This is a genomic window from Streptomyces sp. NPDC031132 (assembly GCF_055570595.1).
This window is the reverse complement of record NZ_JBVIGX010000030.1, coordinates 1-23,788: the sequence shown is the minus strand read 5'-3', so window position 1 is coordinate 23,788 and position 23,788 is coordinate 1. Positions and strand designations below refer to the sequence as shown.

Annotated in this window: 17 protein-coding genes; 7 read left to right on the top strand and 10 right to left on the bottom strand. The window is 72.4% G+C overall.

Annotation, left to right across the window (positions count from 1 at the left end):
* Window positions 1-26: 26 nt before the first annotated feature.
* Together ACZ49B_RS30890 and ACZ49B_RS30885 are read right to left on the bottom strand one after the other, a co-directional pair.
* Window positions 27-4,844, bottom strand: coding sequence for a hypothetical protein (locus ACZ49B_RS30890; RefSeq protein WP_468312133.1), 4,818 nt, complete (start codon window positions 4,842-4,844; stop codon window positions 27-29).
* A 43-nt stretch (window positions 4,845-4,887) separates the two neighbouring features.
* Window positions 4,888-6,069: an APC family permease gene (locus tag ACZ49B_RS30885; protein ID WP_468312130.1), complete on the bottom strand. Its 1,182-nt coding sequence runs from the start codon at window positions 6,067-6,069 to the stop codon at window positions 4,888-4,890.
* Between the two features lie 618 nt (window positions 6,070-6,687).
* Here ACZ49B_RS30885 and ACZ49B_RS30880 point away from each other — a divergent pair.
* Window positions 6,688-6,951: a hypothetical protein gene (locus ACZ49B_RS30880; RefSeq protein ID WP_468312127.1), complete on the top strand. Its 264-nt coding sequence runs from the start codon at window positions 6,688-6,690 to the stop codon at window positions 6,949-6,951.
* A 15-nt stretch (window positions 6,952-6,966) separates the two neighbouring features.
* Here the strand turns inward: ACZ49B_RS30880 and ACZ49B_RS30875 are convergent, their stop codons facing one another.
* The 5 genes from ACZ49B_RS30875 to ACZ49B_RS30855 form a co-directional block, all read right to left on the bottom strand.
* Window positions 6,967-7,902: a carbohydrate ABC transporter permease gene (locus tag ACZ49B_RS30875; protein WP_468312124.1), complete on the bottom strand. Its 936-nt coding sequence runs from the start codon at window positions 7,900-7,902 to the stop codon at window positions 6,967-6,969.
* Window positions 7,899-9,248 (bottom strand): ABC transporter permease, encoded by a 1,350-nt coding sequence (locus tag ACZ49B_RS30870; protein ID WP_468312121.1) that lies wholly within the window; start codon window positions 9,246-9,248, stop codon window positions 7,899-7,901. The genes ACZ49B_RS30875 and ACZ49B_RS30870 overlap by 4 nt, the downstream gene beginning before the upstream one ends.
* An 11-nt stretch (window positions 9,249-9,259) precedes the next feature.
* Window positions 9,260-10,594 carry an ABC transporter substrate-binding protein gene (locus ACZ49B_RS30865; protein ID WP_468312118.1) on the bottom strand — a complete coding sequence of 445 codons (1,335 nt, stop codon included), beginning with the start codon at window positions 10,592-10,594 and terminating at the stop codon, window positions 9,260-9,262.
* A 65-nt stretch (window positions 10,595-10,659) separates the two neighbouring features.
* Window positions 10,660-12,342, bottom strand: a complete 1,683-nt coding sequence (locus ACZ49B_RS30860; RefSeq protein ID WP_468312115.1) for a glycoside hydrolase family 13 protein — start codon at window positions 12,340-12,342, stop codon at window positions 10,660-10,662.
* 230 nt (window positions 12,343-12,572) lie between these two features.
* Window positions 12,573-13,847, bottom strand: coding sequence for an ABC transporter substrate-binding protein (locus ACZ49B_RS30855; protein ID WP_468312112.1), 1,275 nt, complete (start codon window positions 13,845-13,847; stop codon window positions 12,573-12,575).
* 167 nt (window positions 13,848-14,014) lie between these two features.
* Here ACZ49B_RS30855 and ACZ49B_RS30850 point away from each other — a divergent pair, with 167 nt between their 5' ends.
* The 3 genes from ACZ49B_RS30850 to ACZ49B_RS30840 are packed head-to-tail and all read left to right on the top strand — an operon-like array spanning window position 14,015 to window position 17,672.
* A complete protein-coding gene (locus ACZ49B_RS30850) occupies window positions 14,015-14,521 on the top strand; it encodes a PadR family transcriptional regulator (protein ID WP_030869259.1) in 507 nt (168 codons plus the stop codon).
* Entirely contained in the window at window positions 14,518-15,321 is an 804-nt protein-coding gene (locus tag ACZ49B_RS30845; protein WP_468312109.1) for an ABC transporter ATP-binding protein, read from the top strand. The genes ACZ49B_RS30850 and ACZ49B_RS30845 overlap by 4 nt, the downstream gene beginning before the upstream one ends.
* A 2-nt stretch (window positions 15,322-15,323) precedes the next feature.
* The gene (locus tag ACZ49B_RS30840) at window positions 15,324-17,672 is read left to right on the top strand and encodes an ABC transporter permease (RefSeq protein WP_468312256.1); all 2,349 of its coding nucleotides are present in this window, start codon (window positions 15,324-15,326) and stop codon (window positions 17,670-17,672) included.
* A gap of 36 nt (window positions 17,673-17,708) precedes the next feature.
* Here ACZ49B_RS30840 and ACZ49B_RS30835 read toward each other — a convergent pair whose 3' ends face one another.
* Window positions 17,709-19,139, bottom strand: a complete 1,431-nt coding sequence (locus tag ACZ49B_RS30835; protein ID WP_468312106.1) for an amidohydrolase family protein — start codon at window positions 19,137-19,139, stop codon at window positions 17,709-17,711.
* 440 nt (window positions 19,140-19,579) lie between these two features.
* Here ACZ49B_RS30835 and ACZ49B_RS30830 point away from each other — a divergent pair, with 440 nt between their 5' ends.
* Window positions 19,580-20,839 (top strand): WD40 repeat domain-containing protein, encoded by a 1,260-nt coding sequence (locus ACZ49B_RS30830; protein WP_468312103.1) that lies wholly within the window; start codon window positions 19,580-19,582, stop codon window positions 20,837-20,839.
* A 43-nt stretch (window positions 20,840-20,882) separates the two neighbouring features.
* Here ACZ49B_RS30830 and ACZ49B_RS30825 read toward each other — a convergent pair whose 3' ends face one another.
* Both ACZ49B_RS30825 and ACZ49B_RS30820 read right to left on the bottom strand, forming a co-directional pair.
* Entirely contained in the window at window positions 20,883-21,863 is a 981-nt protein-coding gene (locus ACZ49B_RS30825) for a zinc-binding dehydrogenase (RefSeq protein ID WP_468312100.1), read from the bottom strand.
* 83 nt (window positions 21,864-21,946) lie between these two features.
* Window positions 21,947-22,531 (bottom strand): TetR/AcrR family transcriptional regulator, encoded by a 585-nt coding sequence (locus ACZ49B_RS30820; protein WP_468312097.1) that lies wholly within the window; start codon window positions 22,529-22,531, stop codon window positions 21,947-21,949.
* A 160-nt stretch (window positions 22,532-22,691) separates the two neighbouring features.
* Here ACZ49B_RS30820 and ACZ49B_RS30815 point away from each other — a divergent pair, with 160 nt between their 5' ends.
* Both ACZ49B_RS30815 and ACZ49B_RS30810 read left to right on the top strand, forming a co-directional pair.
* Window positions 22,692-23,114: an SseB family protein gene (locus tag ACZ49B_RS30815; protein ID WP_468312094.1), complete on the top strand. Its 423-nt coding sequence runs from the start codon at window positions 22,692-22,694 to the stop codon at window positions 23,112-23,114.
* Window positions 23,114-23,677, top strand: a complete 564-nt coding sequence (locus ACZ49B_RS30810; protein WP_468312091.1) for a hypothetical protein — start codon at window positions 23,114-23,116, stop codon at window positions 23,675-23,677. The genes ACZ49B_RS30815 and ACZ49B_RS30810 overlap by 1 nt, the downstream gene beginning before the upstream one ends.
* Window positions 23,678-23,788: the final 111 nt, after the last annotated feature.

Here is a 23,788-nt window from a genome sequence, read left to right as displayed (position 1 = left end):
CCCACGGGGCCGGTCGCTGCGGGGCCTCAGCTGCCACTGCCTCCCTCGCCACTGCCTCCCTCGCCACTGCCTCCCTCGCCACTGGCTCCCGCGCCGCCGTCTCCTTCGCCACCGCAGACCCGCTCCCAGGCCGCCGTGAACATCTCGTGCAGCGGCGCCGTCGGCAAGACCCGCCCGAACGGGCTGTGGATCTGGTTGCGCCACAGCGGGCGCACCGCGTGCGCCGCCAGCTTCACGGTCTCCAAGGGCAGGTGCGGGGCCTTCAGCTCGGTCCACTCCCCGGGCAGGAACAGCGTCCGGCCCGCTCGCGACCGCTTGGCCTCCACCACCGCGCCCGTGCCGAGCAGTTCCGTCCGGGCCTGCGCGTGCTGCTTGGCCGACCAGCCGTTCCACCGCCGTACGTTCCGGTCGGTGGGCGCGGCCAGCGTCGCCAGCTGGAGGTACAGCGCCGCCGCGTCCGCGCCGACGCCCAGCTGCTGCGCCGCCCGCGCGACCAGCTCCGGGCAGGACTGCCGCGGGTCCGCCTCGTACGCCCCGGCCGGCACCGCTCCCGATCGGGCCCGCCGCATCATCCGCTCCAGCCCGCCGCCGGTCAGCAGCGGCGCCACCCGCTCCAGCTCCTCGGCCAGGTCGGTGACCTCCAGGACCCGCTGCCACAGCTCCGGGTCGGCCACCGCCGCGGGCCGCAGGAAGGAGGCACCGCCCGGCGCGCACACCACCAGCGGCCCGGAGTCGTACGCGGTCACCGGAACAGGCCCCTCCTCCTTGCGGGCGTCCATCGCCACCGGCAGCTGCCCGGGCCCGAACCGCTCCGCGATCCGCGCCGAGGTGTCCTGGACCCGCCCACCGGGCAGCGCCACCAGCAGTTCCGGACGATCCAGTTCGGCGCGCAGCCGCTCGTACAGGGCCGTCGCGCCGGCCACCGCCGGGTCGCCGACGGGCCGGTCCGTCCACGCCCACACCAGCGCGCTCGCGATCTGCCGGTACGAGAGGCCCACCGGGGTGCGGTAGGGCAACTCCGGTCCGGCCGGCGGCACGGCCCGGACCTCGACCCCGATGCCGTACCGGGTCGCCGCCAGCTCCCAGCCGGCCGCCTCCACGGTCGCGTCCGCAGCCGCCCCGTACCCGCCCGCCAGCCGACGGGCCCACACCTCGGGGAGTTCGAGCTCCGCCTCCAGGGCGTCGGCCGCCTCGTCGTACACGGCCGGCTGCTCCCCGATGCGCTCCCGCCACACCTCGGCCATCCGCTCCACCGCCGCCTCGACCCCGCCGGGCCGCCACAGCTCCGCCGGATCCTCGGGCAGGGCCGCCGCCAGGACGGCCCGCCGGCCCGCGCCGCCGAGCTGCGCGCGCAGCCGATCGTAGGACTCGGCCGTCATCGGAGTGGCCTTGTACGGGGCCTTGCGTACCAGGGACCGGTCCTCGTCGCGGTCGGGCCGGCCGACCAGACCCGACACCACCAGCCGGGCCACCGCCCGTCGGACGCCCGTCAGTTCGGCGAAGCGCGCGGCCGCCGACTCCGGAACGGGGACGGGCCCGTGCGCCTCGACCGCCGCGACCAGGGCCCGCAGCCTGGCGGCGTCGTCCCGCTCCACGCGGACGCAGCGCGCCTGCGGCACGGCCGCCGGGACCGGGTCGCCGGCCGGGTCCTCGGCGGCGGCCGCCACGAACCAGCACTCCGACCCGCCGGCCCGCACCGCGCAGGACGCCACCGCGGTGCCGCCCTCGCGCAGCCCGTCCAGGAGCTCCGCCGACGCACGGCCCACCCACCACCGGGTGCCCGTACGGGCGAACGGCTGTTCGGCCCAGGTGTCCAGCAACGCGAGCAGGGCGGCCCGGGCCCCGTCCGGGGTCGGTGCCACGGCCGCCCGCCAGGCTGCGGCGTCGATCGCGCCCATCAGCTGCGACCAGTCCTGCGGCGGCGCCGGCGGCGAGAGCCGGCGCACCTCCTCCCCGAGGGCTCCCGCCAAGCAGGCGCCGTCGGAGGCCAACGCGGTCAGCGTCGCGGCCAAAGGCGCGACCGGGCTCCGTCGCCGCGGGTCCCGCTCCCCGTCCGAGACCAGCCCGAACAGCGCGGGCAGCAGCTCGGTGTCCGGCGCGGACCGGCCCGGCAGGGCCGGCGGCGCCTCGGCGAGCAGGGTGACCCGCCGGTGCAGGGCGAGCCTGCGCCCCTCCACCCGGGCGGCCCGGGCGGCCACCGCCACCACCGCCTCGACCAGCACCGGGTCGGTGACCTCCGGCAACTCCCGGGCCACGGCTGCCCGGAGCACCTCCTCATCGGCGTCGGCGGCCGCCAGCAGTGCCTCCGCCATATCCCGGCCCACGGCCCGCAGCGCCCGGGAACCGGCGGCGTCCCGGGTCCGCAGCAGGTACCAGAACGCGGGCGGCAGGGCCACACCGCCCGAGGCGGTGGCCCGCCGGACCGCCTTCACCCGCGGATGCCGGGGCGAGTGGTGCCCGTCCAACTCCCACAGCAGGGCGCCGTCGGCGGCGTACGCGCGCACGCCCGTCCGCGTCTCCGCCTCGGCGAGGACCACGTCCTCCACCGCGCCCTCCGGCGGCGCCCACAGGGCCCACGGCTCCTGCCCCGGCCGGTCGATGTCGAAGCGGGCCGTGCGCCCGTCCACGCTCTCCACCAGGAAGTGGTCGGGCGCGTGATCGCGGTGCCGGGTGCGGAACAGCACCCGGGTCCCGACCAGCCCGTCCCGGCTGCCCAGCGGGGAGCCGGCCAGACCGGCGGGCAGCGCTGCCAGCTGCAGGGCCTCCGCGGCCAGGGTCATGCCGACCTCGGAGGGCCCGGCGGCCGGATCGGTACGCGCGGGACGGCCCGGGAAGTCCGGCAGCGCGACCGCGCCCTGCGGCTCCCCGGTGACCGGGTCCACCAGCTCCCACGGCCGGCGCCCGAACACGGCGTTGGTCCAGATCCGCGTCCCGTCGCCGAGCTGCAGTTCGTCCCGGTCGATGCCCTCCGTGCCGCCCGGACGCAGCACCCGCCGACCACCGTGCCGCCCGCCTCCGTCGGCGGTCTCGAACTGGAATCCGTACGCCCCGTCGAGGCTGCCGCCGAACGGCACCAGCCCGCCCAGCTCGTCCGGCGTGAACGGCTCCGTGGGGCGGTCGGCCCAAACGGCGGTGTCGCAGTAGTACGGGCTCGGCTTGACCGTCCAGCTCACCAGGAAGGAGCCGCCCACGTAGTGGACCGCGTACATGGTCGAGTCGTCGGGCACCGTGAAACGGCAGGACCCGCGCACCCCGTCCGGGTCGACGGCGACCGCCCGGTCCCGCCCGAACACCGTCAGCACCGGCCAGGTGGTCGTCACCCCCGCCACCCCCGGCAGCACCCCGTCCGCTTCCTCGGCCCCTGCGCCCGCCGCGAACTCTGCGTACACCGACTCCAGGACCGGCCAGGCCAGTTCCTCCGGCAGACCGGCCACGAGCGAGCGCCGCAGCGCCCCCGCCGCTCCCGCCTCGGCGAGGGCGTCGCAGATCCCGCCGAGCGCCGATACGGTCGGCCGGTCCAGCAGCGTCTCCAGCTCGGCCACGGCCTCCTCGGCTCCGGCCATGCCGCCGCCCGCGACGGTGTCGACGAGCTTGGCCACGCGCCCCGCGACCTCCCGGGCGATGCCCTCGTTGCCGGGCAGCAGCGTGACCGCCGACCCGGCCCGGCGCCGCCGTTGCGGCGCCCACCGCGGCAGCAGGTCCGCGTGTACGGTCCCCTCCAGCCGCGGCCCGAACACCGGGTCGGCGGCCAGCGCGGACAGGTCCCGCCGGGACCGCTCGGCCCAGAAGCGCATCCGCGTCTCCGGGCCCGGGTCGACGACCGCCACCCCGGCCGCCAGACAGGCGTCCAACACGTCCGCGTCGAAACCCTGGTAGTGGTGCCGGGTGGTGTGCACCGTCACCGCAGCGCCCTCCGCACGCAGCCGTGGACCCAACTCGCCCACCAGGTCGAGGAATTCCACCGGCAGCTGCTGGCGCGCGACTCCGCCGCCGGACTGCGCCGCGTACTGGTACATGTGCACGAAGTGCCCCACCCAGTGGTGCAGTCCGCCCTCCGGTACCACCCGCCCGGCCGCCATGGCCCCGGCCGCGCCGCAGCCGATCAGCATCCGCAGCCAGGCCCCTCCGTCGGTGACCCCGTCCGGGAAGACCTCGACCAGCCCGGCCGCGGTCCCGTCCGTCGGCGGATGCGCCGCCAGGACCGGGCCCGCGGCGTCCAGCAGAGCCTCCGGCACGGACTTCTTCCGCGTGACCGACAGGAGCGCGCCCACCATCCGCGCGATCTCCGCCTCCCCGTGCCCGGCAGCCTTGGCGGAAGCCCGCACCCGGCGCACCAGATCCGCCGGCAGGTCGGCGGCCGATCCCGCCCATGCGGTCAGGAACGCCTCGAGCGCCGTGTGCGCGGCGGCCGGCTCCAGCGTCTCGGCGAGGAACCGCTGATGGGCCCCGAACTCCTTGGCCGGCATGGCCCCGCCCGCCGCGAACAGCAGCGCATTGGCCCTGCGGTATCCCGGATCCACCGGGAGCCCGTGCTGGGCCTCGGCTGCCCGCGCCGCGGCGTAAGCCCTCCCGCCGGGCCGGCTCCCGTAGCCGATCAACCGGTGGCCCACGGTGTCCCAGAACCACGGCAGATGCGCATCCGGCAGTCGTCGCGCCCGCGCCGCCATCGTGTCGACGAACCGGCCGGGCTTGGTCCAGGACCGGCCGAGTTCGGTGCGCATTCCCTCCATCAGGTCGCGCGCGACGTCGACCGCGTCCGGGTCGTGCGCCGCGACCCAGTCGGCGTACGTGGTCGAAGCGTGCGGGCCCGTGACGGGAAGCAGGGATTCCAGCGAGACGATCATGCCCCGGATCGTCGCACGCCCGACCGACAACGAGACTTTCGCGTCAGTGCATGAAGGCGCTCGAGTCCCCCGGCTCGCTCTCCAGCGCCTCGCGGTCGAATCTCAGCATGACGAGGAAGAACAGCCCGCCCGCGAGGAGCAGTCCGACCACGATGACCACGGAGACCAGCGCCTCCTCGGGAGTCACCAGAACGAACAGCGCGATGAGCGTCCACACCAGTGCGCAGATCGCGATCGGCAGCTCGAAGCGCCCGAGGTCGAACGCGCCTTCCTTGCGCCCCGGCCGTTTGCGCACCGCCAGGTAGAGGACGATCGTGGAGCCGTAGGTGATCGCGGGGAGGATCGTCGACGCCGTGATCAGTTCCAGCAGCGCGGCGCCGGGCAGCGCGACCATCAGGAGGACCCCGAGGGAGAAGATCAGGACCGTCGCAGGGATCGGCGTCTGCGTCCGTGGGTTGACCCGCCGCATCAACCGGTGCGCAGGGAAGCGTGCGTCGCGCGCCATCGCGAAAATGAGCCGCGAGCACGCGACCATCACCACGATCCCTGCGCCGAAGAACGCGAACGTGATCCCGACCAGCAGCGTCTTCTCCATCACCGGACCGAACTGGTCCCGCATGATCGCCGCGACCGGCGAGCCGCTCGCGCAGACCCGGGGGATGTCGTCGATCGCGACGGTGAGCGTGATCAGGAACAGCATTCCCAGGACTCCGGCCGCCACGACCGATCCCACGATCGCGCGTGGCACGGTACGGAAGGGGTCCTTGGCCTCCTCGGCCAGGTTCGCCGCGGAGTCGAAGCCGACCAGCGTCGCGAGACCCATGATCATCGCGATCATCAGACCGCCGCCGACGGCGAAATAGTCGGGGGCGTTCTCGGCGACACCGCGCGAAGTGAGGTTGCCGGCAGACCCGTCGCCGGTGACCGCCACGGCGATGACGAGCGCGATCGCCACCACCACGACGAGCGCCAGTTCGAGCCCGACCGCGGCCGAGTTGATGAGGCTGACGATGCGCGTCGAGGCCACCGCGACCACGGCCTGGACGAACAGCACCACGAGCGTGATCAGGCGCGCCGTGCCCTCGTCCGGTGCGAGGCCGACGAGCGGCATGAACGCCTGGCTCGCCAGCGCGTTGTCGATCGCCACCACGGCGATCGCCAGGTAACAGAAAGTGAGCCAGCCGAACCCCCAGCCGACCTTCGGGTGGCCAGCCGTGAGGCCCATTGGTAGGAGGAGCCGCTGAGCGGGATACGGGCCGCGAACTGTGCGACGACCAGCGCCACCAGGGTCTGTCCCACCGCCGCGATGATCCAGAGCCAGATCCCGACCGGCCCCGCGCTCTGCAGCACGTCGTCGTACGTCGCGAAGATGCTGACCGCCACCGAGATGAACGCGAACGAGATCGCGAACACCTGAAAGGAGCCGAGCGTCCGCTTCAGCAGAGCTCGACGGAACCCCCGCCGCCCTCGGCGTCCGCCGATGGTTCCGCCCCGTCGGCCACCTCGCCTCTCCTCGGCCCCTCCAGTTCCGCATGCAGCGGCAGGGCTCCGACCAGTTTGCTCCTCCTGTCGTCTCTGTCACGTGTGCGGCGGCCGACGCACGTGACTTCGCCCCGAACGGATGCCCTTCAGGCCGTCAGTGGTGTCGCTCACAGGGGGCGTTGATGAAATCAAGGCGAATCGGGGCTGTGCCTTCGATCCCCAGAGCAGTCCCGGCTACCGCCATCGATCCCGCGGGCTCCGCCGGTACCGCCGAGTAGGGGAGCCCAGGTATTGCCGTGCGGCTGTCGGAGGCGGGTGGCACCATCTGGCGCGGTGATCAGACCAGCTACAGGGGGCAGGCATGGCGAGCACGTACGACTGGCCGCGCGGAGCGGAGAGTGCGGACAGCGAGGCACTGGAGCGCTGGCTCGACGCGCGGGGGTGGGAGGTCGACCCGACCATTTTCATGGCCGGAGTGCTGGGCCCGGCAGTCCAGGTCCGCCGCATCGGCCGCGTCTGCCAGGACGGCGAATCCGGCCTGCTGATCCTGCCGGGCGAGACGGTGGCGTTCGACGGGGACCGCATGCGCATCATGCCCCGCACCCCGGCCCCGGCCGCTTCGTAGTCGCCCCGCAGTCCGTCACTTCACCGAGCCGGCCATCACGCCCTGGACGAAGTGCCGCTGGAAGGCGAAGAAGACGACCAGCGGGACCACCAGCGAAAGGAACGCACCCGGCGCGAGGACTCCGATGTTGCTGCCGAACTGCCGCATCTGGGACTGCAGTGCGACCGTGAGCGGCTGGGACCCGCTGTCCGCGAAGAGCAGCGCCACGAGCATGTCGTTCCAGACCCAGAGGAACTGGAAGATGGCCAGGCTCGCGATGGCCGGCCGGCCCAGCGGCAGCACGAGCCGCGAGAAGATCCGCCACTCGCTGCCGCCGTCCATCCGGGCGGCTTCCAGCATCTCGCGCGGTATCTCGGCGAAGTAGTTGCGCAGCAGGAAGACCGCGAACGGCAGCCCGTAGGCGACGTGGAAGAGCACGACTCCGGCGATCGTGCCGAACAGTCCCACCGCGCCGAAGAGTTTGGCCACGGGCAGCAGCCCGATCTGCACGGGTACGACCAGCAGCCCGACGACCACCAGGAAGATGCCGTCCCGGCCGGGGAAGTCCAGCCATGCGAAGGCGTATCCGGCGAGCGCCGCGATGCCGACCACCAGGACGGTGGTGGGCACCGAGATCAGTACGGTGTTCCCGAACGCCTCCGCGATGCCGGAGTCCTTCAGCAGGGCGCCGTAGTTGTCCAGGGACAGCTGGGACGGGTCGGTCAGCGCGGTCCACCAGCCGTCGGAGGCGTTGTCCCGCTCGGAGCGCATCGAGGACAGGAACAGCCCGGCCAACGGGGTGATCCACACCAGGGCGACCAGGATCAGCAGGCCCTGGACGACCGAGCTGCTCAGCAGGCGCGACAGCCGGCTCCTGCGGCGCGGTCCCTGCGCGGACGGGGCCGGGACGGACCTCACCGGTGGTGTGGCCCGCCGGGACCGCCGGCGCTCGATGGTGCTGTGGCTGCTCATGCTCCGCTCCTTCGGAAACGCCGGATGTTGAAGACCATCGCCGGGACGACCAGCAGCAGGAGCACCACGCTCAGGGCGCTGCCGAGCCCCTGGTCGTTGCCGCCGCCGAAGGAGACCAGCCACATCCGTGTGGCCAGTACGTTCGCTTCCTCCTGGACCGGTCCCGGCGCAATGATGTAGACGAGGTCGAAGACCTTCATCACGTTGATCACCAGCGTCACGAACACGACGGTGAGCACGGGTGCGAGCAGGGGCACGGTGATCCTGCGGAAGATCTGGCCCTCGCTGGCACCGTCCATCCGCGCGGCCTCCAGCGCATCGCGCGGGATCGCCGCCAGCCCGGCGCCGATCAGGACCATCGCGAAGCCTGTCCACACCCACAGGTACGCACCGATGATGGCCGGCGTCACGAGCGCCGGGCCGAGCCAGTTCACGCCCTGGTAGGGCGCCGCGAAGTTGGCCGCGGGCAGTCGTACGGTGTACGCGCCGTCGGCGAGCCCGGTGAAGCGGAACGACCCGTCGGCGGAGGCGGTCGTGGTCGCGGCGACCCGGCCGTCGTCCCGTACGGCCTCGACCGTCATGCCGGGCAGGCCCCGCTCGCCCGGGTCGACCTTGCCCGGTGTGCCGGCGCCGCCGGGGGCGAAGTCGAGGTAGACGACGCCCCCGATCCCGTCCGCACCGGGCGCCGCGGCGGCCGCGGCCTTCGCGTCGGCGGGTATCGCGCCGGGTGCCACGCCGACGAAGCCGAGGCTGACGGAACCGCCGGGGCGTACCGTCTGCTCGGTGCTGTACGGGCCGCCCGCCCTGCCGGTCAGGCCCTGGCCCTCGCGGGCACGGGCCGTGGGATAGGCGGCGGTGTCGTCGAAGGTGTCGTGGACGCCGACGACGACCGCGTTGAGCACGCCCCGGTTCGGGTCCTGCTCGTAGGCGAGCCGGAAGACGATGCCCGCGGCGAGGAACGACACGGCCATCGGCAGGAAGAGCACCAGCTTGAAGGCGGTGGCCCAGCGCACCTTCTCGGTGAGCACGGCGAGCATCAGCCCGAGTCCGGTCAGCAGGAGAGGGGCGACGACGACCCAGATGGTGCTGTTGCGGATCGCCTTGAGGGTGGCCGGGTCGTCGATGATCGCCGCGTAGTTCCCGGCGCCGACGAAACGGTCGCCGCTGGCGTCGAAGAGACTGCGGCAGAACGAGAAGACGACCGGATAGACGACCAGCGCGCCGAGCAGCAGCAAGGCCGGCAGTACGAAGACGATCGCGAGGCGGCGTTTCCTTCGCTGGGCCAGGCGCCGCGGGTTCGCCGCGGCGCGGGCGGTCCGGGTGTGGGCGGTCAGGGTGTCAGCCATGGTGGGCCGCCTCAGTTCCCGTACGCCTTGGCGGCTGCGGCCTCGAGTTCCGCGGCCGTGCCCTGCGGGTTCGACGGGTCGCGCAGGAAGTCCTGGAGGAGCTTCCATTCGCCGGCGCCCTTGGTGCCGCCGAACGCGGCCGGGGCCTGGTCGGACATGTCGAAGCGGACCGAGTTGCCCGCCGCGACCAGCGACTTGGCGGTGCTGCGGGTGGTTTCGTCGCCGTACGCGGCGAGGTCGACCTGGGTGTTCGGGGACAGGAAGCCGCCCGCGCCGGCCCAGACCTCGGCCGCCTCGGGCCCGGCCAGGAACTCGAGCAGCTTCATGCCGGCCTTGTTGTTCTTGGCGTCCTTGAGGACGACGGCCGCGTCACCGCCGCTGACCACCGGCGTCGTGCCGCCGTCGACCGCGGGGAACGGGAAGAACTTGGCGTCCTCCCCGAGCTTCTTGCCGAACTGGTCCTTGGCGACCCCGCCGACGAAGTCGCCCTCGTAGACCATGCCCGCCTTGGGCTCGGGGCCGAAGACCTGCTCGACCGACGAGGGGAAGTCGGTGGCGAGCGCGCTCTGGGCGCCGCCGGCGACGAGCTGCTTGTCCTTGAACAGTTCGCCGAGGGTGGTCAGCGCCTTGACGACGCTGTCGTCGGTCCACTTGATCTTGTGCTGCGCGAGCTGGTCGTACTTCTCCGGGCCGGCCTGCGAGAGGTAGATGTTCTCGAACCAGTCGGTGAGGGTCCAGCCGTCCTCGCCGGCTACGGCGAAGGCCGGGCGGCCGGAGTCGGCGAGCGTACGGCCGGCCTTCAGCAGGTCGGCGTAGCTCTTGGGCTCGCTGACACCGGCCTGGGCGAAGGCTTCGGGGGCGTACCAGACGGTCGACTTGTGGGCTGCCTTGAAGTACAGGCCGTAGTACTTGCCGTCGACGCTGCCGTAGTTCTCCCACACCGGGGCGAGGGAGGCGGCGGCCGTCTTGGCGGCCTGGTCGGACAGGGGAAGGAGCCATCCCTCCTTGGCGAACTGCCGGAGCACGCCCACCTGGGGAACCATCACCACGTCGGGTGCGTTCCCGCCCTCGATCTTGCTTCCGACGAAGGTGGAGACGTTGTCGCCGGAGGGGACGAAGACCGTCTTGGCGCCGGTCTTCTCGGTGAAGGCGTCCAGCACCTTCTTGAAGTTCTTCTGCTCGCTGCCGGTCCAGACACCGGCCACGGTCACGGTCTGGCCGCTCAGTTCACCGCCGCTCGCGGGTCCGGTGGTGCCGCCGCCGCAAGCGGTGGCGCCGAGGGCGAGGGCGAGGGCCGCCGATGCGGTGGCAGCGGTCCGCCGGGTCGTCTTGCTGGGTCGTCGCATGATGAGCTCCTTCTCGGGAGGTCGGTACGTGGGAGGCCGGCAGCCGGGGAGGCCGGCGGGTGGGGTCAGGGGGTTGGGCACTCGGCCGTCCACCAGGCGGCGGTCGCCGCGGGGAGCACACCGTCGGGGCAGGGTCCGCTCGCGAGCAGCGGGGGTCCGGCGACCGGCGCGGGCACCGGCTCCGTGCCGAAGTTGACCGCGCAGATCAGGCCGTCGCCGCGGGCGATCGCCAGCACCTGCGGGGGTGCGTCCAGCCAGCGCAGGGCGCCCTCGCCGAGCTGCGGCAGGCTGCGCCGCAGCTGGAGGCCGTCCCGGTAGAGGTGCCAGAAGGAGCGGGTGTCGGCCAGGGCGCGGTCGGTGGCGTGCTCGGCGAACCACTCGGGCTGCGGCAGCCACGGTCTGGCGCCGGCCACGTCCTGGCTGAAGCCGAACGGGGAGGCGTGTCCCGACCAGGGCAGCGGCACGCGGCAGCCGTCCCGGACGTGCTTGCGGCTGCCGGTGCGGTGGAAGATCGGGTCGGTGAGGACCTCGTCCGGCAGGTCGAGCACCTCGGGAAGGCCGAGCTCCTCGCCCTGGTAGACGTACGCGGCGCCGGGCAGTGCGAGCATCAGCAGGGCGGCGGCGCGGGCGCGGGCGGCTCCCAGCCCGCTGCTTCCCACTCCGGGCTCGCCCGCGTACCGGGTGACCGTACGGACCTGATCGTGGTTGTTGAGCACCCAGGTGACGGTGGAGCCGGTGCCGGCGATGTCGCGTATCGCCTCGGTGATCGTCGCGCGGAAGGCGTCGGCGTCCCAGGGCGCGCTGAGCAGGTCGAAGAAGAACGCCTGGTGCAGTTCGTCGGGGCGGACGTACGCGGCGTGTTCGCGGGCGGTGGGCACGGACACCTCGCCGACCAGCAGCCGCTCCTGGCCGTCCCGGGCGGTGTACTCCTCGCACACCGAGCGCCAGCGGCGCCATACGTCGTGCACCTCGGGCCGGTTCCAGGCCAGCTGGTTGACGGCGTCCCGGGCGCGCTCGTCGGCTCCGGGGTCGTCCGAATCGGGCAGATCGGGGTGCTTGAACAGTCCGGCGGCGACGTCGATGCGGAAGCCGTCGACGCCGCGGTCCAGCCAGAAGCGCAGCACCTGCTCGAAGTCGTCGCCCACGACCGGGTCGCGCCAGTTCAGGTCGGGCTGCTCGGGCGTGAAGAGGTGCAGGTACCACTCGCCGGGGGTGCCGTCCGGCCCGGTGGTCCGGCTCCAGGCGGGACCGCCGAACATGGCGTGCCAGTTGTTGGGCGGCTCGGCCCCGTCCGGGCCGCGGCCGGGCGCGAAGTGGAAGCGGGAGCGCGGCGCGCTGCCCGGCGCCGCGGCGAGCGCGTCCAGGAACCACGGGTGCTCGCTCGAACAGTGGTTGGGAACGATGTCGAGCAGCAGCTTGAGCCCGAGCCGGCGGGCGTCGGCCACCAGCCGGTCGAACTCGGCGAGGTCGCCGTAAACGGGGTCGACACCGCAGTAGTCGGCGACGTCGTAGCCGTGGTCGTGCTGCGGCGACGGGTAGAAGGGGCTGAGCCAGATGCCGTCGACACCGAGCTTCCGCAGGTAGGGGAGCCCGGCCCGGACGCCGGCCAGGTCGCCGATGCCGTCCCCGGTGCTGTCGAGGAAGCTGCGGACGTAGACCTGGTAGATCACCGCGTCGCGCCACCAGGGGGCAGCCGGGGTGGTGGTGCGGGAGGAGTGGCCGGTGTCGGCCGGAAGGGTGCTGAGCATCTCGCGTCGACCTGTTCTGCTGAATGCGAGAGCGCCCCGGATCGGTGCGCTGTTATGCATGCATGTTAAGTATCAGCGACCGGAAGGTGTCAACGATGTGTCCAGAAACAGCAAAAAGCTGGGGTGGTTTGTACCTAAGTGCCCACATGCACGACGAAGGGCATCTACTTAACATGTAAGTAGATGCCCTCGGGAGAGATGGGGAAAGCGGAGGAAGCAGAGTGGTGCGATCAGCCCTTGCGGGACAGGGGCCCGAGCTCGCGCGCAAGCCGCGCCGTCGCCTGCTCGGGCGTCTGGCGCAGCGCCATCACGTCCTGCGCCACGGCCTGCACGGCCAGGCTCACCTGGTCGTAGCGCGGGCTCTTCGGGCGTGGCACCGCCGACAGCACGCTCTCGCGGAGCGTGGGCAGGTACGGATACGCGCGGATCAGCTCGGGGTCCTCGTACAGCGCGGCGCGCACCGGCGGCAGCGAGCCCTCGGTGAGGACCTGCCGCTGGACCCGCTCACTGGTGAGGTAGGAGATCAGGTCGGCCGCCGACGCCGGATGCCGCGCGTGGCTGCTCACGGCGAGGTTGGAGCCGCCCAGCACGCTGGTGCCGGGCCCGTCGGGTCCGGGCAGCGGCACGGCGCCGAACCTGCCCGCGACCTTCGACCCGCTCGCGCCGGCGTCCGCGTACACGTACGGCCAGTTCCGCAGGAAGAGCAGCCGGCCGTCCTGGAACGCCTTCCGCGACTCCTCCTCCTTGTAGCCGAGCGCCTCGCGCGAGATCCAGCCGTCCCGCACACCGTCCGAGAGGAACCGCAGTCCGGCACGTGCCGCATCCGAGTCCACCGTCACGCGCGCGCCGTCGTCGCGCAGGATCGAACCGCCCGCCGAGTGCACGGCCTCGGTGACGTTGACGGTGAGCCCCTCGTACGGCAGGAACTGGCCGGCATAGCCGTCCAGTCCGTACTTCGGGGCGATCGTGCGCGCCTGGCGGACCAGCTCGGCCCAGGTGCGCGGCGGTTGCTCGCCCTCCCGCTCCAGGATGTCCTTGCGGTAGTAGAGCAGCCCCGCGTTCGTGACGTACGGGACCGCGTACAGCCGGCCGTCGAAGGTCGCGGTGTCGACGACGGGCCGCAGGAAGGCGTCCAGGGGGAAGCGGTCGCGCTCGAGCGGGGAGATCCAGCCGGCCGCCGCGAACTCGGACGTCCAGGCGACGTCGATGTTCAGTACGTCGAACCGGTCGCGGCCCGACCGCAGTTCGCTGATCATCTGGGCCCGGGTCTCGTCCGCCGAATCGGGCAGCTCGACGAGCGTGACGCGCTCGCCGGGATGGCCGTCGTTCCAGTCGTCCAGGAGCGGGGAGAGGTAGTCGGTCAGATCGCCCGCCGTCACGAGCGTCAGGGGACCGCGCCCCTCCGCGGCCAGGCTCGCGTCGGCGCGGACGCCGAAACCGGCGTACCCCGCCAGCACCACCGCCCCGACCAGGAGAGCTCTACCCGCGGCACGCATCCACCGCATAGATTCCTCCCAGTGCACGATCCGGCTGCGCTGCCGACCATCGTGGCCTATATATACCCGTTAGGCATGGGCGATACTAGACGTCCAGGCAGACGAGGCGTACGGCGGCTGCACCGGTCCGCTGCCGAGTGAACCGTTGACTACGGAGCGGGAAGGAGGGGGAGCGAGTGCGGCTGGCGCTCCTTGCGCTCCTCACCCGTAGCCCTGCGCACGGTTACGAGCTGAAGCAGGACCTTGAGAAGCTCCTGGGCGCCGCGTACCCTCAGCCCAACGTCGGCCAGATCTACGTCACCCTCGGCAGGCTGGAGAAGAGCGGCCTCATCGAGGGCGAGGACGTCGAGCAGTCGGGCCGGCCCAACAAGCGCACGTACAGGCTGACGGACGCCGGGCGCGAGGCCGTGCTGGCCTGGTTCGAGGAAACCGCCGAGGAGCCCCGGGTACGGGACGAGTTCTTCATGAAGCTCGCACTCGCACCGCAGTCGGGTCTGGCCGACCCGATCGCGCTGATCAACAAGCAGCGGCGGCAGTACCTCAACACCATGCGGGACCTGTCCAAGCTGGCGGCGGCCGAGGACCGCGACAACAAGATCTCCCAACTGCTGATCGAGGGCGCCATGCTGCACCTGCAGGCCGACCTCGACTGGCTGGAACGCTGTCAGGAGGAGCTGGAATGAGCGACGACGCCACCACCGACGCCACCACCGCTCCTGCCGTGCCCGCGCCGCCCATCGTGCGCGCCGAGGGCCTGACCAAGACGCACCACGGCGAGGGCGTGCCGGTGCACGCCGTGCGCGGGGTCGACCTGTCCGTCCAGCCGGGCGAGTTCGTCGCCGTCACCGGGCCGTCGGGAGCCGGCAAGTCCACGCTGCTGCATCTGATCGGCGGCCTCCAGCGGCCCGACAGCGGGAAGCTGTGGCTCGGGGGAGAGCGGGTCGACGAGTACCGCGAGGCCCGCTGGGCGGTCCTCAGGCGCCGCAGCATCGGGGTCGTCTTCCAGTTCTTCAACCTCGTCTCCAACCTCACCGTCGCCGACAACGTCGAACTGCCGGCCCTGCTGGCCGGTGCCTCCCCGAAGGCCGCCCGCGCATCCCGCGCCGAACTGCTCGCCGAACTCGGCCTCGAAGGCCGCGAGCGCTCGATGCCCGGCGAGCTGTCCGGCGGGGAACAGCAGCGGGTCGCGCTCGCCCGTGCCCTGGTCAACCACCCCACGCTGCTGCTCGCCGACGAACCGGCCGGCAGCCTCGACAGCAAGGGCACCCGCGAGGTGCTGCGGCTGCTCTCCCGGTTCCACCAGCGCGGTCAGACGATCATGATGGTCACCCATGACGCCCGGATGGCAAGCGCCGCCGACCGCGTCATCAGCTTCTTCGACGGCCGCATAGCCGACGACGCGCAGCTCGACGGCGGCGGTCGGCGCGGCCCCGCCCGCGGCGTGTCCGGCGTACTGGACCTGGACCTGGAACCGAAGCGGTGACCGTGCGGGCCACGCTGCGCTGGGCGCACGCCGACTTCCGCGCACACCGCGGCGAAGCCCTCTTCGTGGTGCTGGCCAGCGCCGGGATCATCGCCTCGCTCCTGCTCGCAGGCGCACTGTTCAGCTATGCCGCGAACCCCTGGCAGCGGATCTTCAACCAGTCCCACGGCGCACACATCTGGCTCCAGACCCGCGCCGGGGCGGACATGGACGCCCTGTCCGGCGTGGACGGGGTCGCAGCCCTCTCCGGGCCTTACCGCACCGCGACGACGACGGTCGAGTCGCGCGGCGCGCGGGTCGGGGTGACGCTGCGCGCAGCCTCGGAGGCGCCCCCGGAGACGGGCCGGCCGCTCGTCACCGCCGGCAGCTGGTTCCCGCGGCCGGACGACGGCGTACGCGCCGACAACGACACCGGGGCCGGCACGGGCGCCGTCGTGCTGGAAGCCTCGGTCGCGCGGGCGCTCTGGGCCGAGCCGGGCGACACCGTACGGGTCACCGGGCCGGACGGCGCCCCGCACGTACTGCAGGTGAGCGGGATCGCCGAGGTGGCCGAGCCCCGCTACCACCCGGGCGGCGGGCCCGGCACCGGCTGGGTGCTCTCCGGCACCCTCGACGGGATCGCCCACGGAGACACTGGGCAGAGCGTGGGCCTGCGCCTGGAGGATCCGGACGACACCGACTTCATCGTCCAGCGCGCCGTGACCCTCCTCGGCGCCGACCGGGTGGCCCAGGTCACCAAATGGCAGCAGGCCCGGGCCGAGGCGGGCGGCGACGACCGGCTCCTCGGCCAGATGTTCGCCGTCTTCGGGCTCGGTGCGCTGCTCGCGGCGGCGCTCGCCGCGGCCGGTGCGGTCGGCGCGCGGGTACGCGGCCAGCTCAGGGACATCGCCGTCCTCAAGGCCGTCGGTTTCACCCCGGGCCAGGTGACCCGAGGTTTCCTCGTACAGCATCTGGCCTTCGCGCTCCTCGGCGTGGCCCTCGGCACGGCCGCGATCGCCCTGCTCGGCGCCCGGATACCCGGACGGATCGGGGAGGCGGCGGCGGTCTGGCAGGACCTGCCGGGCCACACCGCGCTCATGATCGGCGTCCCCTGCGGCGCGGTGCTGCTGATCGCGGCCGCCACCGGGCTCTCGGCCTGGCGGGCCGGACGGGTACCGCCCGTGCCGGTGGCCCGCGCGGCGCTGCCGTCCGCCGCGCCGATGACCGCGCTCGGCCGGCGGGCCCTGGGGATACGGGTGCCTCCCGCACTGGTCCTGGGGTGGCGGGCGGCGTTTCCGCGCCGCGGCCGGACGCTCGTACCGGTGGCCCGGCTCGCCCTGCCGCTGGTCCTCATCACGGTCGCGCTCGTGGCCTGGTCGACGCTGGACCAGTTCCGCAGCCGGCCCGCGCAGATGGGACTGCCCGCGGCGCTGACCGTACGGGCCGAACAGCCCGCCGCGTCGTCCGATGCGGAAGTGGAGAAGACCCTCGCGGAGATTCCCGGCATCGCCGCGGTCCATCCGGGCGCCGAGATGGCGGCGCTCGTACCGGGGCAGACCGGCACCATCACGCTCCGCGGGCTGGGCACGGCCCGGGACCCGTACCCCTCCAAGGTGGTGGAAGGGCACGCGGCCGGCGGTCCGGACGAGGCAGTGGCCGGGCAGGGGCTGCTCGACCTCCTCGGGGTGCGGGTCGGCGCGTGGGTGCGGATGACCGTCGAGGGACGGCCGCAGATCCTGCACCTCGTCGGCCGCACCATCGAGCCCGAATCCGGGGGCCGGGTGATCACCACGACCGTCGACGCACTGCGGGAACGTGATCCGGGGCTGCGGCCCGACTACCACGCCCTGGTGCTGCGCAAGGGCGCGGACCCGCGGGCGGTGAGCGCCGCGCTCGCCGCGGCGGCCGGCGGAACGCTGGAGGTCCGGGAGACGCCCAATCCGGTGGACCGGCTGGAGCCGGCGCGCGGAGTGATCGCCGCCCTGATCGCGGTGCTGGCGCTGATCGGGCTGATCGAACTGCTGACGCTGATCGGCACGGGCGTACGCGACCGGGGGCGGGACCTGCTCGCGCTGAAGGCGATCGGGCTGACGCCCCGGCAGATCGGCGCGATGATCGTGACCGCCGCCGGACTGACCGCGCTGGCCTCCGCCGTGGTGGGGACGACGGTGGGGGCGCTGTCCGGCAGCTGGCTGGTGGACACCCAGGGCGCGTCGAGCGGGATCGGCGCGGGCATAGCCCAACTGCCGCCATTGCCGGTGCTGTTGACGGTGGTCGCGACGGCGGTCCTGGGCGCCGTGGCGGCGGCGCTGGTACCGGCGACACGGACGGCGCGGCGCAGGCTGGCGGACTCTCTGAGCGAGACCCTCTGAGCCTCGGGTGAAACGGCACGACGTTACGGACACCCCCTAGCCGGCCGCGCGGAGGCGGGTGGCAGCCGCCTCGGCTTCCCGTACGACGCGCTCCGTGTCGACGTCGACCAGCCGGCCGCCGAGCTTCAGTGCCCGCCCGTCCACGAAGACGGCGTCGATGTTCTCGGGTCGCCCGTTGAAGACGATCTGGCCGACCCAGTCGAAGCGCGGTGCGAAGTTCAAGGCGGCCGGGTCGATGACCACGAGGTCGGCCTGCTTCCCGGGGGTCAGGGAACCCACCCGGTCCGCGAGGCCGAGGACTTCGGCTCCGCCCAGCGTCGCCATCCGTAAGACGTCGGTCACCTGCGGAAAGACCTCGACCTCGGTCGTGCTGGCGCGTTGCAGCCCGATGGCCGTCTTCATCAGCGCGTGGAAGTCGGAGCAGTCATTGGTGCCGCCGTCGAGGCCGAGACCTACCTTGACGCCCCGCCGCCCGAGCTCGGACAGCCGCATGATCCCGGAGGCCAGCCGCATGTTGCTGAGCGGGCAGTGGGCCGCGCGTACGTCGTGCTCGGCGACGGCGGCTATCTCGGCGTCCGTCAGGTGGATCGCGTGGTTGATCAGGAGCCGCGGCCCCAGCGCGCCGATGTCGGTCAGGACCCCGATGGGGTCGTCGGCGCGCTGCTCGGGGCGTTCCAGGACGTGGGAGTTGAGCATGACCCCCAGGTCCTGGGCGACCTCCCAGTGGGCGCGGTTGTGGTCCTGGACCGCCCGCGCCGCATGTGTGGCGACCTGGAAGGAACCCAGCGGCACCGGGTCGACCAGTTCCTTCTTCACCTTTCTGACCAGCACCGCGTCGGGCGCCGGGGGGAACATCGCGTACGTGAACCTCACCCCGGTGTCGGCCAGGGCCCGTACATAGCTCTCGATGAGGTCGTACGAGAAGATGTCCACCCAGTCCACCAGGGTCGTCACACCCGACTGGACGGCGTCGAGGGCCGCGAGCCGCACGAAGCTGTGGACTGCCGCGGGCGTCAGCCGTCCGCGTTGGGGGTCGGTGCACCCCTGGAACCAGCCGAACAGGTCCCGGTCGGTACAACCTCCCCGGATCACCGCCTGCCAGAGGTGGTTGTGGGTGTCTACGAACCCCGGCATGACCAGCTTGCCCGAGGCGTCCAGCACCCAGGCGTCGGGCGGTGTCCGCAGTGCCGTGCCGACGGCGGCGATGGTGCCGTTCCGCATCAGGACGTCGGCGTTCGCTACGGCGCCGAGGGGGCCGGTGCCGATGGCGGGGTCCATGGTGAGCACCAGTGAGGCTCCGCGCAGCAGGACCGTACGGCCACCCGGAGCGGGCGGGCGGGAGGAGCGGTCGCGGAGTGCGGGGCCAGGGGTGACGCCGAGGAGGAGCGGGGTGGCGGCGGCCAGGCCGAGGCCGGCTAAGAGGTCGCGGCGGCTGGGGACCGACGGCGAAGTGGGGAGTTTCTGCATGGCGTGTTACCTCCCGAAGGCTCAGAACGGAAGGCCCGCCCGGGCGGAACGCTGAGACGGAGCGTCGAGCGGAGGCGGGAGATTACACGCAGCATTCCCAACGAACGACCATTCGATAGATGGTTGCGGAAAACTTTTTCCGTTCCGGGCGAAAGCTCGTCACGCCATACGACCTACGATCATCCGGCACCCGTCCGTGGCGGCGTGGGCGTCACGGCGTGGGCTGTTTTCACAGCTGGTACTGGCGACGGGTTGCTGATCGGCCTGTCGGCGGTCGAGCAGCGGTGCTCGTCCGCCTGCGGGTGAGGGGTTCCTTTGTGATGTACCGATGTCCCGATGTGCCGCCGGCATCCGTCCGATCGCCCCGCCCCGTGCCCAGCGCAACGACCTGGGAAGGGAGTAGTCACATGATCGGCCGGACACGTCCTACTCTTCAGGGCATGATCGAGTCTTCTGAGGGCTTGCCCCGTGACCATCGACTCCTGCGTTCCCTGACCGGCCACGGCGGCCCGGTGCGGGCCGTGGCGACGGCGGTGGTCGACGGTCGGCCCGTCGCCGTCACGGGCAGCCGGGACAAGACCGTGCGCGGCGTGGACGGGACCGCGTGCCTGTGGGACATGGCGACGGGCCGCCGCGTCGGCGAATTCGCGCAAGTGACGGACACGGCGGTGCTGGACGGGCTGTCCGTGGTGCTCACCTGCGCAGCGGACGGGACGATCCGTGTATGGGACGTGGCCACCGGCCGCGAGGTGGGGGAGTCCCTGGACGTGGTGAGCGCCGTATCGCTCGACGGGCGCTCGCTCGCACTCACGGAGGGGGCGGACCGGGCGCCGCGGCTGTGGGACCTGACCACCGGCCACCCCCTCGACGACCCCGGGACCGCCCCCGCGGACCTGCAGGATCCGGACGCCGAGGACATCCCGTACGTGGCGGCGGTGACGGTGGTGAACGGGCGAGTCGTCGCCGTCACGGTCGACACCGGAGAGGGGACGCTCCTCGCGGACGTGACGACCGGCCTCAGGATCGGCGCAGCCGCGCGCGGGGTCGAGACCGCCGTGATCGGGGGCCGGCGCGTCGCGCTCGCGGCCGGCGCCGACGGGACCCTGCGCATCTGGGACCTGGCCACCGCCCGTCAAGGGGCGGACGGCGTACGTGTCGTGGAGACCCTCGCACCGAGCGGACAGCACCTCGCCCCCGCCGTCGGGGACGACCGGGAAGCACGCGTGTGGGAGCTGATCACCGGCCGTCGCGACACCCGGTCGCACCTGGGCGGCAGCGCCGGCCCGGCCGGCTCGACCGGCGCCGCGGAGAGCGTGGTGCTGGACGGGCAACCGGTCACCCTCACCGCCGAGGACGACGGGCTGGTACGGGTACGGGACGCGACGACCGGGCGGCCCGTGGGCCGGCCGCTCGGCGGCCACACCGATCGCGTCTGGGCCGTCACCGCAGCCCACGCCGATCAGCGCACTCTCGCCGTCACCGCCGGCCTGGACCGGACGGTACGGGTGTGGGACATGACGACCCGGCAGCAGGAGGGAGCACCGCTCACCGGCCACACGGGCCAGGTCTGGGACGTGGCCACCGCGGTCGTGGACGGCCGGACCGTAGCTGTCACGGCGGGCGCGGACCACACGGTGAAGACCTGGGATCTCACCCGCCCGCCGGAAGAACCTGGCGCTGAGCCCGGGGAACGGTGCTGACCGGCAAGGCCTGGCGTAGGGGGGCGCCGGGCCGTGTGGAGGCTCAGTCGACGGTGACGGTCATCTTGCCGAGCGCCTCACCGGCCTCCATGGCCCGGTGGGCTTCGACGATCTCGTCGAACCGGAAGACGCGTACGGGCCTCGCGGGGATCGCGCCCGACTCGACCTTGGCGTAGATCGCGTCCAGCGGAACGTCGGCGAGCGGGAATTCGGGGCTGCCCAGGACGAAGGCGCTGCCGAAGAAGCTGAGCTGCACTCCGGTGGGGAGGTCGGCGATCGGGTCGAAGTCCCGCACCGGCTCGAAGCCGCCGAGGAAGCCGAGTTGGCAGACCCGTCCGCGGGGGCGGACCGTGGCCAGGGAGTCGCGCAGGACGTTGTTGCCGACGACGTCGAACACCGCGTCAGCGGTGATCTTCCGCGTGGTCACCTGCGCCGCCAGACGGCCGTCGTCGATGAGTACCTCGTCGGCTCCGAGCTCTTTCAACAACGGCGCGTGCGCGGGATTGCGGGTGGTCGCGAGCACCGTCGCGCCGTGGTCGACGGCGAGGTTGACGGCGGCCTGGCCGAGGGAGGAGGTCGCTCCTCGCACCAGGACCCGCTCTCCCGGCCGCAGGTCCAAGTTGCCGAACAGCCCGCTCCACGCCGTCGCGTACACCTCGGGAACCGCCGCCAGCTCGGCCCAACCCAGCGATGAGCGCACCGGGACCACATTGGCCGCCGGTACCGTCACCAGCTCGGCGTAGCTGCCGTTGCGGGTGCGGCCCATGCCGCCGAGGATCGCCACGACTTTGGTCCCGGCCGGAAGCCGGCCGGTGGGGTCCGCCTCGACCACTCCGGTGCACTCGATCCCCGGGACGGCTGCGACCTCGCCCCAGGCGCCGGCGCGCATGTACGCCTCGGCGTGGTTCAGGCCGAATGCCTTGACGCGGATCAGTACCTCGCCCGTTGCGGGCACGGGGTCCGGCAGGTCGGTGATGCGGAGAACCTCGGGACCGCCGTAGGCGGAGATGACGATGGCCTTCATGGATCAGACTCCGTTCTTGAACGGTGGTTCAACTATTGGCTCTGAAAAAAGAGCCACCGCAGGGGTGGCTCCCGGTCCGGTCGTCAGGCGAGGGCGGCGAAGGCGTTGTCCGTGATGGCGCGCAGGACCGTCTCGTCGGGATTCGCCTTCCCCACGACCATCAACCCCTGGCACGTCGCGACCAGCAGCTTGGCGCTGCCGACGGGATCGACCGAGCCGCGCACCTCCCCGGCGCTGCGGGCGTTCCGCAGGGCCGTGGCCATGCACTGCTCCAGGCGGGCCAGATGGCCGCGTACGACGGCGGCGGCCTCGTCGTCCTCGGCCGCTTGCTCGATCGCGGTGTTCACCAGCAGGCAGCCCTGCCGGCCCTCCGGGCTGAGGAGATCGCGCACCAGCCCGTCGAAGTACCCGCGGAGCTCGGCCAGTGAGGCGCCCGGCGCTTCCAGCTCGCCCAGCTTCTGGGGGACGACCAACTTGGAGTAGCGCTCCAGCGACTTCAGGAACAGTGCGCGCTTGCCGCCGGGGAATGCGCTGTAGAGACTGCCGGGCTTCACCCCGGTCGCCTTGACCAGATCCTCGATGGACGTGGCCCGGTACCCGCGCAGCCAGAACCGCAGCATCGCCTGGTCCAGCACGGCGTCGGGCTCGAACTCTCGAGGTCTGGGCATGGGTTGAAAATACATGAGCAACCATTCAAGAACAAGATGCGCCCGCGTCGAGGAAGTCGTCCGCCTCGGCGGCGTGGTGGAGATCCCCCTGAAAGTGGATCAACCGCCCGGGGTACGGTTTCCTTTCGGCCACTGACCAGCACCTGAGGGGGACGAGAGCGTGGAATTGACGGGGGAGATAGCAGCCGTCCGGGACGGCCGGGGTGATCCGGCGCGGTTGGTGGGCGAGTTCCGCCGGGCCGTGCTGCTCGTGCCGATCGCCGGCGGAGCCGACGGTTCCGCCGACTCCGATGGTTCTCATGGTGGCCTGATGTCCGCCGTCCAGGGCGGCATCCGCTGGCTGTACGCGTTCACGGACGAGGAGGCGCTGGCCCGGTTCGCCGAGGCGCGCGGCGCTGCCGGCCGGGAGTGGACCTACCTCGCGATCCTGGGTGCCCGTCTCGTGGATGCCGTGGTTCCGATGGCGGACGGGCCGGCGGGGGTGGTCGTGAACGTGGCCGATCCGGACGGTTCGATGTTCTTCCCGCCGGTCACCGGGATCGTCCCCGATGCCTGCGCCGTCGACGCCGTGGACGTGGCCTGATGGCGGGCGACGGGGACCTCGAGGTCTCTCCGGAAGCGGTCGCGTCGATCCAGAAGGGGCTGCGCGCGGCGATCTCGGAGCTGCGGGAGTCCTCGGACGCCGCGGGGGCCTCCCAGGGTGCGGGGTTCAGCGATCTGGCGATGACGGGGATGGAGGCCGGGCACGCGGGACTGGCCACCGACTTCGAGGACTTCTGCGAGCGCTGGGAGTGGGGCGTGCGCTCCCTGATCCAGGACGCGTCCACCCTGGCCGGGAACCTCGGCATCGCGGCGGGCACCGTGTGGGAGGAGGAGCAGTACATCGGCGGCGCCTTCAAGGTCGCGGCGAACGCGGCGTACGGCAACCCCCACGCCAGCGAGGACGACATCGAGCAGAAGGGCTGGGGCGACATCTTCCGGGCCGACGTCTACAAGCCGGACTACAGCGTCGAGTCGTTCCAGAAGAGCAACGAGGACATCAAGAAGACCTGGTCGGACACCAAGGACACGGTGACCTCGACCGGGAAGATCGGTTCGCTGAAGGACCTGCTGGACCAGGCGAACGGCAACGGGGGCGGTAACTGATGGGCTGGCGCGACTTCATACCCGACTCGGTCGAGGACGTGGCCGAGGACGCGGTCGAGGGGGTCGGTGATGCCATCGAGTGGGCCGGCGACAAGACGGCCGACCTCGCGG

What these genes read in the sequence shown, in the direction of transcription:
- ACZ49B_RS30885 (WP_468312130.1), bottom strand. Translation starts at nt 6,069, where the DNA reads ATGGGCCTCACGGCTGGCCACCCGAAGGTCGGCTGGGGGTTCGGCTGG.
- ACZ49B_RS30855 (WP_468312112.1), bottom strand. Translation starts at nt 13,847, where the DNA reads ATGCGGTGGATGCGTGCCGCGGGTAGAGCTCTCCTGGTCGGGGCGGTG.
- ACZ49B_RS30875 (WP_468312124.1), bottom strand. Translation starts at nt 7,902, where the DNA reads ATGAGCAGCCACAGCACCATCGAGCGCCGGCGGTCCCGGCGGGCCACA.
- ACZ49B_RS30810 (WP_468312091.1), top strand. Translation starts at nt 23,114, where the DNA reads ATGGCGGGCGACGGGGACCTCGAGGTCTCTCCGGAAGCGGTCGCGTCG.
- ACZ49B_RS30825 (WP_468312100.1), bottom strand. Translation starts at nt 21,863, where the DNA reads ATGAAGGCCATCGTCATCTCCGCCTACGGCGGTCCCGAGGTTCTCCGC.
- ACZ49B_RS30835 (WP_468312106.1), bottom strand. Translation starts at nt 19,139, where the DNA reads ATGCAGAAACTCCCCACTTCGCCGTCGGTCCCCAGCCGCCGCGACCTC.
- ACZ49B_RS30830 (WP_468312103.1), top strand. Translation starts at nt 19,580, where the DNA reads ATGATCGAGTCTTCTGAGGGCTTGCCCCGTGACCATCGACTCCTGCGT.
- ACZ49B_RS30865 (WP_468312118.1), bottom strand. Translation starts at nt 10,594, where the DNA reads ATGCGACGACCCAGCAAGACGACCCGGCGGACCGCTGCCACCGCATCG.
- ACZ49B_RS30845 (WP_468312109.1), top strand. Translation starts at nt 14,518, where the DNA reads ATGAGCGACGACGCCACCACCGACGCCACCACCGCTCCTGCCGTGCCC.
- ACZ49B_RS30890 (WP_468312133.1), bottom strand. Translation starts at nt 4,844, where the DNA reads ATGATCGTCTCGCTGGAATCCCTGCTTCCCGTCACGGGCCCGCACGCT.
- ACZ49B_RS30820 (WP_468312097.1), bottom strand. Translation starts at nt 22,531, where the DNA reads ATGCCCAGACCTCGAGAGTTCGAGCCCGACGCCGTGCTGGACCAGGCG.
- ACZ49B_RS30870 (WP_468312121.1), bottom strand. Translation starts at nt 9,248, where the DNA reads ATGGCTGACACCCTGACCGCCCACACCCGGACCGCCCGCGCCGCGGCG.
- ACZ49B_RS30880 (WP_468312127.1), top strand. Translation starts at nt 6,688, where the DNA reads ATGGCGAGCACGTACGACTGGCCGCGCGGAGCGGAGAGTGCGGACAGC.
- ACZ49B_RS30860 (WP_468312115.1), bottom strand. Translation starts at nt 12,342, where the DNA reads ATGCTCAGCACCCTTCCGGCCGACACCGGCCACTCCTCCCGCACCACC.